The following is a 9509-nucleotide window of genomic DNA, read 5'->3' as shown; positions in this document are numbered from 1 at the left end:
CCAAATATCCGCGCTGGGCCGCCTCAATTCCTTGCATACACCCAGTCTTAAGGACCACTGCGCGAAGTCCAGCAGGCGCGCCTTAAACCACCCAAATTGTTCAGCGCAGTCCTAGGCGGGAAGGGGGACGTGGGTGAAGTAGCGCTTGCGCGCCCCAAGGGCGACATAAACCAGTGCAACAAGAACGGGGACTTCGATCAAGGGGCCCACGACGCCGGCCAGCGCCTGGCCGGAAGTGACGCCGAAGCTGCCCAGCAGCAGCCCCAAGGCCATGGCGGCGGTGATCCAGACCGGAAGGAAGCGGTCCAGGGTGGAGAGTTTGCCGGTGACGGCGGCTTCAGTCGGGATGCTCACGGGGCTCCTGTGCAGCGATAAATTGATGAAGATCGATATCTGAAGTATCACCACCTATATCGACGCATGTCAATCTATGTGCATAATGGGTTCATGGACACCCTGCAGATCCTCGAACCCGTGGCTGGACCCGAGGCCGACGACGTGTGCTGCGCACCGTCGGGGAAGCCGGCGCTGGGCGTCGACGAGGCCCGGCAGAAGGCCCTGGTTTTCAGGGCCCTGGCCGATCCGAACAGGCTGCGCCTGCTGTCCATCGTCAAAGCCGGCGAGTCCGGCGAGGCGTGCGTCTGCGACCTGACCGCACCGCTGGATCTGGGCCAGCCGACGGTCTCCCACCACCTGAAGATCCTGGTGGAGGCAGGGCTGCTGCACCGCGAAAAGCGCGGCACCTGGGCCTACTACTCCCTTGTTCCGGGCGCCCTCGAACGGACGGCCGGGCTCCTGGCAAGCCTGTGACCGAACAGGAACCGTCCGGCGTCATGATCAGCGCCTGAAACACGCAGGGCCCGGCGCGTGCCGGGCCCTGCGTCGTTCAGAAGCCCACGATCAGTGGCTGTCCTGGCGGACGATGAAGATTTCCTTGACCAGCAGCAGGACCGCCGCTGCGGTGGGGATGGCAATCAGGGCGCCGAGCACGCCGAGCACGCTGCCGCCGGCGATGACCGAGATGACGGCCACCGCACCAGGCACCGCGACAGCCTTCTGCATGACGCGCGGCGAGATGAAGTAGGCCTCGAACTGCAGGTAGGCGAAGTAGCAGATGGCATACACGACGGCCGTCTGCCAGCCAGCGCTGAGCGCGATCAGGGTCACGATCACCCCGGCAATCATTCCGCCGACGAGCGGAATGAACGCGAGCAGGGCGACGATGAAGGCCAGCAGCACCGCAAACGGTACGCCGACGATCGACATCACGATGAAGGCGAAGGTCGCGTTCAGCAGTGCGACGACGGCCTGGCCGATGACGTAGTTGCCGACCGAGGCGGTGATTTCCTCGGACAGCGCCGCGACCCGGGCGCGGCGGGACCGCGGGGCGAGGCGGTAGCCCCATTTCTTCATCGCCGGGAGCGCGGCCAGGAAGTACAGGCTCAGGACCAGCACGATCAGCGCGCCGAACAGTCCGTTGGCCACGGTGGAGCCGAATCCGACGACGCCGCCGAAGATACCGCCGATCGCCGCCGGATTGTTGACGAATTTTTCGAGCTCCTGGGTCATGCGGTCCCGCACGCCGAACTGGCTGTCGAGGCTGCGGAAGAAGTCCGAGTCGATGAAGTCCTGGATCCAGCGCGGCGCCTGCTCCACGATCTGCGTCACCTGCTGCACGATCGTGGGGATCAGGGTGGCAAAGAACCCCGCCACGGCCAGCGTCAGGGTGGAGACGGCCACGACGATCCCTGCGGCACGGGGGAATCTCTTGCTTTCCAGCCAGCGCACCACCGGGTCCAGGCCCAGGGCGATGAAGAGGGCCGCCACGATCCAGAGGAGCAGCTGGGTTGTATTGGAACCGATCCAGTAGAGCAGCAGCGCCACGCCGACGCCGACCGTTCCCATGAAGCCGACATAGAGGGGGTGCTTGGCGGACATGCGCGGCCCGGGATCGCCGAAGCGGGCCTCGGAATCGCCCTCCGCTGTTCCGGCCGGCGCCTCATAGTCCGGAGGCATCTCGAAGCGCAGCCGCGGCTGCGCTCCCGGGAGGGGCTGGCGCAGCCGGCGGGCCATCGCTGTCAGCGCTCCGGCCGCGGCCGCCCGCTGGCTGGAAAGCGGTTTCTGCGGGCGGCGCTCCATCCCACCGGATTCCTGGTGTGTTTCCTGTCCGGAGTGGGACGAATCCGTGTGTTCTGTCACTGCGTCGAAAGCCCTTTGTCCTGTGGTTACCCTCCGTGGCGCCGCGGTCGCGGGCCGAGTGTGATGATCACCGCAAACACTATCAGCAGGCTTGTTAGCCCACGCGGTTCCGGCAGCGTCCGTGGCCCCGGCGGAAGAGCCTGGCCACGGCGCCGATCCGACCCGCCGGTAACAAAACGGCTACTATTAGAGCTAAGTGCCCGCTGATGATAGGTAATATTTTGCGTTTCAAGACTGCAGTCGCACTCGTGCTGCTCGGCCTCCTGACACTCCTGGCCGGGATCGGCCAGAAGACCTTCTGGGCTCCGGCCGAGAGCTTCACGGCCACCGCGCCGGCCGACGCCAAGGCTGCCCCGTTGACCGTGTTCGACCAGAAGCTGCGCACGCTGCACGGCGGCACTGTGAAGATCAACGTCAAGGGCGAAGGCAGCTTCCTGCTCGCCGCCGGCCGGCCCGATGACGTCGATGCGTGGGTGGACAAGACCGCCCACAACACCGTCTCCGGAGTCTCGGACGACGGCAAGGCGCTGCAGCTGACGCACACGGACGGCGAGGCCACGGCGCCTTCGCCCGCGGGCTCGGATCTGTGGGTGTCCGCCGAAAATGCCAGCGGCGAACTGAACTATTCCTGGACCGCGCCCGCCGACGGTGACTGGTCGCTGCTGCTGGCGGCGGACGGCACCAAGCCGGCTCCGGCGTCGATCACCATGACCTTCCCCAATGACACCTCCACCCCGTGGGCGGTTCCGTTCATGGTGGTCGGCGGACTGCTCATCCTGGCGGGCGCCGCTCTGCTGGTCCTCAAGCCCGGGTCCCGCCCGGGTGCCAGGGGTTCGGCCGGCGCCAGGGGTTCGGCCGGCGCCACGCCGGCCACGGCCAAGCCGACGGATACCACCGCCGCCGAGCGGAACGCCCCCGGGCGGAACACCGGGCGGCTGCGCCGGCCCGGCGTCGTCGGTGTCGTAGGCGTGCTGACGGCCGCCGCCGTCACCGGAACGGGCGTGGCGGCACAGGCCGGCCAGACGCCGTCGCCCTCGCCGAGCGCCTCCTCCGCTGCGGCAGCGGACAGGGCCCCGGACGCCCCTGTGCTGCTGGACGCGCAGTTCCGCCGCATCCTGGAACAGGTTGCCGGCGCCGTCGATGCCGGCGACGCGGCCAAGGACGCAAGCAAGCTCCAGCCGCGCGTGGGGCAGACCGAACTCGAAGTGCGCACGCAGAACTACAAGATCCGCTCCCAGGTCGGCTCCTACGGGGCCCGGATGCCGGTTCGCGCCACGAAACTCCTGACCACCGTGGTCACCCAGCAGCGGAGCTGGCCGCGTTCGGTCCTGGCCGTCACGCAGGGCGAGGGCAACGTTGTTCCGCAGCTGCTCACTCTGACCCAGTCTTCCCCCCGCGAGAACTACAAGCTCGTGGGCACGACGCCGCTGCAGCCGGGGACGACGTTCCCCGGCATCGCCCGGGGCGGCATCGAGACGCTGGCCCCTTCCGCCAAGTCCGGCCTGCCCTACAGCGGTGAGGAAGCACTCGCCGGGCTGGGCGACCGCCTGACCTCTGCTGACTCCGGCTTCAAGGACAAGCTCGTGGAGGGCGCGTCCTCCCCGTACATTGCGGACACCCTGTCGTACCAGGCCGACGCCGTCAGCACCGGTGTGAACGGGGCCTTCTCGTTCACGCACAAGCCGGTTCCGGAGAACACCGTGGTGTTCCGCACGGCCGACGGCGGGGCGCTGGCCCTGGGACGCCTGAACTTCGCGTTCGACGGCACCCCCAAGGCCCCCGGCGACAAGCTGACCATCGGTGACGACGCGGCTGCCCTGGCCGGCGGCAAGGAGACGGGCACCGGCATGGTGCTGACCTTCGCCGAGTCCGTGGCCGTCTACATCCCGCCGACCGGGTCCACGGATCCGATGAAACTGGTGGCGGCCACCCGCGGCCTGGTCGGGGCCAGCTTCAAGTAGCCGCGTTCAAACAGTGGCGGGAGCTGTTCCAGATAGCAGCGGCAGGGGCCGGTGTGGCTAGAGTGGAGCTATGACTTCGCCAGCTTCCCGCCCGGTCCCGCCAGCTGCCGCCAACCCGCTTAACCTGCGCGGCGCCGTCGATCTGTCCTCCCTGAAACAGCGTCCGGCGCCCCCGGCGGCCGGTGATCCGGCCGGTGGTCCGGCCGGTGGTGCCCCCGCCGCGGGAGCCGAAGCCGCGGCGCACGGGCACCCGCTGCGCGTGGACGTCACCGAGGCAAACTTCCAGGAGCTCGTGGAGCTCTCGGCCACGGTGCCCGTGGTGATCGCCCTCTGGGCGGCCTATTCGCCGGGCTCCGGCCAGCTCGTGAAGTCCCTCGAGCAGATCGTGGACAGCTTCGACGGCCGGCTGGTCCTCGGCGCCGCCGACATCGAAGCCTTCCCGCAGCTGGCGCAGGCGTTCGCCGTGCAGGCCGTGCCCACCGCCGTCGCCCTCGTGAAGGGCCAGCCGGTGCCCCTGTTCCAGGGCGGCGCCGAGGAACAGCAGGTCCGCAGCCTGCTCGATGAACTGCTGAAGGTCGCCGCCGCGAACGGCGTGACCGGACGGATCGGCGCCGGCGGCCCCGGCAGTTCCGAGGGGGCGGCCGAAGCGGCCCTCCCGCCGCTTCCGCCCCTGCACCAGGCCGCGTTCGACGCCATCGAAGCGGGCGACTACGCGGCGGCCGCCGCGGCCTACCGGCAGGCCCTGAACGAGATGCCGGCCGATGCCGATGCCAAGGCCGGGCTGGCCCAGGTGGAGCTCATGGGCCGGCTCCAGCCGCTTTCCGCCGCGGACACCGAAGGGCTGCGCCAGAAAGCCGCCGACGAGCCGGACAACCTCGACGCCCAGCTGGGCGTTGCCGACCTGGACGTCGCGGGCGGGCATGTGGAGGACGGCCTGGGCCGGGTTGTCGCCTTCATCGGCAGGAACTTCGGCCCGGAGCGGGAAACTGCCCGGGTCCGGCTGCTGGAACTCTTCGACGTCGTGGGCACCGGGGATCCGCGCGTCGCCAAGGCACGCCAGAACCTCGCCCGGGTCCTCTTCTGATGGGCTCTGCCCTCTTCAAGCCGCTGGAGCTGCGGTCCCTGCGGCTGGAGCACCGCGGCTGGGTATCGCCGATGTGCCAGTACAGCTGCGGACCCGAGACCGGGGAAGGGGTCCCGAACGACTGGCACCTCATGCACCTGGGCTCGTTCGCCACCGGGGGAGCGGCCCTCATCGTCACGGAAGCGGCCGCCGTCAGCCCCGGGGGCCGGATCAGCCCGCTGGACGCGGGCCTCTACAACGACGAGCAGGCGGCCGGCTGGGAACGGGTCACATCCTTCGTTCACCGCCACGGCACCGCCGGGACGAAGATCGGCACCCAGCTGGCCCACGCCGGCCGGAAGGCGTCCTCCTACTGGCCGTTCTCCGGAAAGCAGGGCTCCGTGCCGGCGTCCGACGGCGGCTGGGACACCGTGGGCCCCGGCACCGGCGCCTTTGACGGCTACGCCGCCCCGTCGGCCATGACGGTGGAGGACATCGACGCCGTGATCGCCGATTTCGCCGCCGCCGCGGTCCGCGCCGTCGACGCCGGATTCGACACCGTTGAAATCCACGGCGCCCATGGCTACCTGCTGCACCAGTTCCAGAGCCCGCTGGTCAATGACCGGACCGACGGCTGGGGCGGGGACGAATCCGGACGGAACCGGCTGACGCTCGCCGTCGTGGACGCCGTCCGGAACGTCATTCCCGACTCCATGCCGCTGCTGCTGCGGATCTCCGCCTCGGACTGGGCCGAGGGCGGGATCGACGTCGAGGCCTCGGTCCGGCTGGCGCGTGCGGCCTCGGAGCACGGGGTGGACCTGCTGGATGTCTCCAGCGGCGGCGCCGTGGCGCACCAGCAGATCCCGGTCGGACCTGGCTACCAGACCGGCTTCGCCGCGCGGATCCGGCGGGAAACCGGCATCCGGACCGGTACCGTCGGCCTGCTGACCTCGGCGGGCCAGGCCGAACACGCCGTGGCGACCGGCCAGGCGGACGGCGTGTTCATCGCCCGTGCCGCACTGCGCGATCCGCACTGGTGGCTGCGGGCCGCCTTTGAACTCGGACACGAGCTGGCGTGGCCGCCGCAGTACGAGCGGGCCGTCCCGCGCCACTCGTTCTAAGGCCGCCCGGGACAGGACCGGCTCGCTGCGATAGCCTGCCAGTAAGACGCACGGCCCGCACCGCACCCGGCGGCCCGCGGGCTCCGCACGTCGCGGCACAGAGCAAAGGCAGGGATCATGGATGTCGTCATCCTTCCGGGCAGCAAGGCAATCGCCTCCCTGGCGGCCGACGCGGTTGAGGCCCTGCTCCGTCGCAAGCCCGACGCCGTCCTGGGGCTGGCCACCGGTTCCTCGCCGGTGCCCGTCTATGACGAGCTGGTGCTGCGGCATGAGCAGCGCGGCCTGGACTTCAGCAGGGCGCGTGCCTTCGCGCTCGATGAATACGTGGGGCTCCCGGCCGGCCATCCCGAGTCCTACCGCGAGGTCATCCGGCGCGTGTTCACGGGCCGGGTGAACATCGGCCCGGCCAACGTCCACGGACCCGACGGCACGGCAGCCGACATCCCCGCGGCCTGCCAGGCTTATGAGGATGCCATCCGTGCCGCCGGGGGAGTGGACCTGCAGCTCCTGGGCATCGGCACGGACGGCCATGTCGGCTTCAATGAGCCCGGTTCCTCCCTCGCGTCCCGGACGCGGATCACGACGCTGGTCGAGCAGACACGCCGGGACAATGCCCGGTTCTTCCGAAGCGTGGCCGAGGTCCCCAGCCACGCGCTCACGCAGGGGCTGGGAACCATCCTGGACGCCCGGCATGTGATCCTCCTTGCCACTGGCGCACAGAAGGCGCAGGCGGTCCGGGACCTGGTCGAGGGTCCGGTCGCCGCCATCTGCGCCGCCTCCGTGCTCCAGCTGCATCCGCACGCCACGATCCTGCTGGACGAGGCTGCTGCGTCCTCGCTCCGGCTCGCTGACTATTACCGCCACAGCTATGACAACAAGCCTCCGTGGCAGGGCCTGTAGGACACCCTGTAGAAACCGCTGTCGCGGCCCTGTCCGTTGCAGCGGCTAAGATGGGTGGCATGACCAGCATGACCGATCCCCTCGAAAAAGACCCGATGCGTGAGCTCTCCGGAGCCGGGACGTCGACTGCCACGATCGAGCGCGAGGAACTGCGCCAGGAAGTGGAACCCGGCGACCGGGAGCGCTTCTCGCACTATGTGCGCAAGGAAAAGATCATGGAATCGGCGCTGTCCGGCGAGCCCGTGATTGCACTCTGCGGCAAGGTCTGGACGCCCGGCCGCGACCCGAAGAAGTTCCCTGTCTGCCCGGAATGCAAGGAAGTCTACGACGGACTCCGCCCCGGCAAAGACGGCGGCGGCTCCGGCGACAAGTAGGCGCTTCACGTAACAGCGTGACGGCGGGGCACAACCTGGTTGCGCCCCGGTCCGTCCGCGGCTTCCCCTGTGCCTCCACCAGCTAAGGTGCCGGGTTCCCCTGTGCACCTGGTTCGGCCCGTCGCCCGCTGCCTGCTGTCCGTTTCATCCGAAAAGATAGGTGTTTTTGTGCTTAGTTGGGTTTCTCCGCCAGCCGCAGCCATGCGCGGAATGGAGGGGCCTAAGTGACAGAGACACTCTTTGGCGGCCCCACGCTTCCTCCGGCCTATCCCGAGCGGGCCGCCTGGGGCACCGCGCGCAAGCTCCGCGCCTGGCAGCAGGAGGCCCTGGACAGCTACTTCAGCACCCACCCCAAGGATTTCCTCGCCGTCGCTACCCCGGGCGCCGGCAAGACGACTTTCGCGCTGCGGGTGGCGTCCATGCTGATCGATTCCGGCGCCGTGAACCGGGTCACGATCGTGGCGCCCACGGACCACCTGAAACGCCAGTGGGCCGATGCGGCAGCCAAGGTCGGCATCGCCATCGACCCGAACTTCAAGAACGCCGACGGCCAGCACGGCCGCGGCTTCATCGGCGTCGCGGTCACCTATGCGCAGGTCGCGAGCAAGCCGATGCTGCACCGGGCCAAGACGGAGGCCGCCCGCACGCTCGTCATCCTGGACGAAATCCACCACGGCGGCGAGGCCCTGTCCTGGGGCGACGGGCTCCGCGAAGCATTCGAACCGGCCGCCCGCCGGCTGTCCCTGACGGGCACGCCGTTCCGCTCGGACACCTCGCCGATCCCGTTTGTGGAATACGCCGAGGACCGCGACGGCATCCGGCGCTCCAAGGCCGACTACACCTACGGCTACGGCAAGGCGCTGCGCGACCACGTGGTCCGTCCGGTCATGTTCATGGCCTACTCCGGCCAGATGCGCTGGCGCACAAGCGCCGGGGAGGAAATGGCCGCGTCGCTCGGCGAATCCGCGGTCACCAAGGACATCACCGCCCATGCCTGGCGCACCGCGCTCAACCCGGCGGGCGAGTGGATCCCGGCCGTGCTGGCCGGGGCGGACAAGCGGCTCAGCGAGGTGCGCCGCAGCGTCCCGGACGCCGGCGGGCTCGTGATCGCCACCGACCATGAGGACGCCAGGGCCTACGCCGGGCAGCTGAAGAAGATCACCGGCGAATCGCCCACCGTCATCCTGTCCGATGACGCGAAGGCCTCCAGCAAGATCGAGGAATTCACCGCCAGCGAGAAGCGCTGGATGGTGGCCGTCCGGATGGTCTCCGAAGGCGTGGACGTTCCGCGGCTCTCCGTCGGGGTCTATGCAACCTCCATCGCCACGCCGCTGTTTTTCGCCCAGGCCGTGGGGCGCTTCGTCCGCGCCCGGAAGCGAGGCGAGACGGCGTCGGTCTTCCTGCCCTCCGTTCCCGTGCTGATGGCGCTGGCAAACTCGATGGAGGCCGAGCGGGACCACGCGCTGGACCGGCCGGACAAGGACGACGACGGCGACGGCCTCTTCAACCCCGAGGACTCGCTCATGGACGAGGCGAACCGCGAGGAGAAGGCCTCCGATTCGCTCACCAAGGGCAAGTTCGAGGCGCTCGATTCCCAGGCGTCCTTTGACCGCGTATTGTTCGACGGCGGCGAGTTCGGCACCGGCGGCGAGGTCGGCTCGGAGGATGAGCTCGACTTCCTCGGAATCCCCGGCCTGCTCGACGCCGACCAGGTCGGCACGCTGCTGCGCCAGCGCCAGCACGAGCAGCTGAACCGGAAGAACGCGCGTGGCACGCAGCCTGTTGCCGCCGCCCCGGTGCCAGCCGTACCTGACCACCGGATGCTGATGGACCTGCGCACTGAACTGGCCAAGAACGTTGCGGCCTGGTCCGCGCGCACCGGCACCCCGCA

Annotated in this window: 8 protein-coding genes and 1 pseudogene; 7 read left to right on the top strand and 2 right to left on the bottom strand. The window is 69.2% G+C overall.

The genetic code is table 11. From position 1 onward, the window contains the following. Positions 1–111: 111 nt before the first annotated feature. Positions 112–252: pseudogene (locus J9611_RS20300) on the bottom strand (ACR3 family arsenite efflux transporter); the annotation flags it as partial. Positions 253–447: 195 nt separating this feature from the next. Between J9611_RS20300 and J9611_RS20295 the strand changes: the two are divergent. Next, on the top strand, positions 448–810 hold the full coding sequence (locus tag J9611_RS20295; protein WP_211882900.1) for an ArsR/SmtB family transcription factor: 363 nt from the start codon (positions 448–450) through the stop codon (positions 808–810). 90 nt (positions 811–900) lie between these two features. Here J9611_RS20295 and J9611_RS20290 read toward each other — a convergent pair whose 3' ends face one another. Next, positions 901–2139 carry an AI-2E family transporter gene (locus J9611_RS20290; protein ID WP_211882901.1) on the bottom strand — a complete coding sequence of 413 codons (1239 nt, stop codon included), beginning with the start codon at positions 2137–2139 and terminating at the stop codon, positions 901–903. Positions 2140–2405: 266 nt separating this feature from the next. On the opposite strand from J9611_RS20290, the gene J9611_RS20285 reads away from it, so the two are divergent. The 6 genes from J9611_RS20285 to J9611_RS20260 all read left to right on the top strand — a co-directional run. Continuing rightward, the gene (locus J9611_RS20285; protein ID WP_211882899.1) at positions 2406–4160 is read left to right on the top strand and encodes a hypothetical protein; all 1755 of its coding nucleotides are present in this window, start codon (positions 2406–2408) and stop codon (positions 4158–4160) included. 70 nt (positions 4161–4230) lie between these two features. Then, complete coding sequence (locus tag J9611_RS20280) at positions 4231–5244, top strand: tetratricopeptide repeat protein (protein ID WP_211882898.1); 1014 nt, start codon at positions 4231–4233, stop codon at positions 5242–5244. After that, on the top strand, positions 5244–6344 hold the full coding sequence (locus tag J9611_RS20275; RefSeq protein WP_211882897.1) for an NADH:flavin oxidoreductase/NADH oxidase: 1101 nt from the start codon (positions 5244–5246) through the stop codon (positions 6342–6344). The genes J9611_RS20280 and J9611_RS20275 overlap by 1 nt, the downstream gene beginning before the upstream one ends. A 117-nt stretch (positions 6345–6461) precedes the next feature. Then, a complete protein-coding gene (nagB, locus tag J9611_RS20270; protein ID WP_211882896.1) occupies positions 6462–7244 on the top strand; it encodes a glucosamine-6-phosphate deaminase in 783 nt (260 codons plus the stop codon). 50 nt (positions 7245–7294) lie between these two features. Beyond that, positions 7295–7618 (top strand): DUF3039 domain-containing protein, encoded by a 324-nt coding sequence (locus tag J9611_RS20265; RefSeq protein ID WP_211882895.1) that lies wholly within the window; start codon positions 7295–7297, stop codon positions 7616–7618. A gap of 224 nt (positions 7619–7842) precedes the next feature. Next, positions 7843–9509, top strand: a 1667-nt coding sequence (locus J9611_RS20260) for a DEAD/DEAH box helicase (RefSeq protein ID WP_211882894.1), incomplete at its 3' end; no start/stop codon positions are given.

The organism is Pseudarthrobacter albicanus, from assembly GCF_018224015.1.
In the GTDB taxonomy this organism is placed as follows: Bacteria; Actinomycetota; Actinomycetes; order Actinomycetales; family Micrococcaceae; genus Arthrobacter; species Arthrobacter albicanus.
This window is presented reverse-complemented; position numbering and strand designations above follow the sequence as displayed.

Excerpts from the sequence above, each read along its gene's own strand:
- J9611_RS20265 (WP_211882895.1), top strand. The coding sequence starts at position 7,295 with ATGGGTGGCATGACCAGCATGACCGATCCCCTCGAAAAAGACCCGATG.
- J9611_RS20295 (WP_211882900.1), top strand. The coding sequence starts at position 448 with ATGGACACCCTGCAGATCCTCGAACCCGTGGCTGGACCCGAGGCCGAC.
- J9611_RS20280 (WP_211882898.1), top strand. The coding sequence starts at position 4,231 with ATGACTTCGCCAGCTTCCCGCCCGGTCCCGCCAGCTGCCGCCAACCCG.
- J9611_RS20290 (WP_211882901.1), bottom strand. The coding sequence starts at position 2,139 with ATGGAGCGCCGCCCGCAGAAACCGCTTTCCAGCCAGCGGGCGGCCGCG.
- J9611_RS20285 (WP_211882899.1), top strand. The coding sequence starts at position 2,406 with ATGATAGGTAATATTTTGCGTTTCAAGACTGCAGTCGCACTCGTGCTG.
- nagB (WP_211882896.1), top strand. The coding sequence starts at position 6,462 with ATGGATGTCGTCATCCTTCCGGGCAGCAAGGCAATCGCCTCCCTGGCG.
- J9611_RS20275 (WP_211882897.1), top strand. The coding sequence starts at position 5,244 with ATGGGCTCTGCCCTCTTCAAGCCGCTGGAGCTGCGGTCCCTGCGGCTG.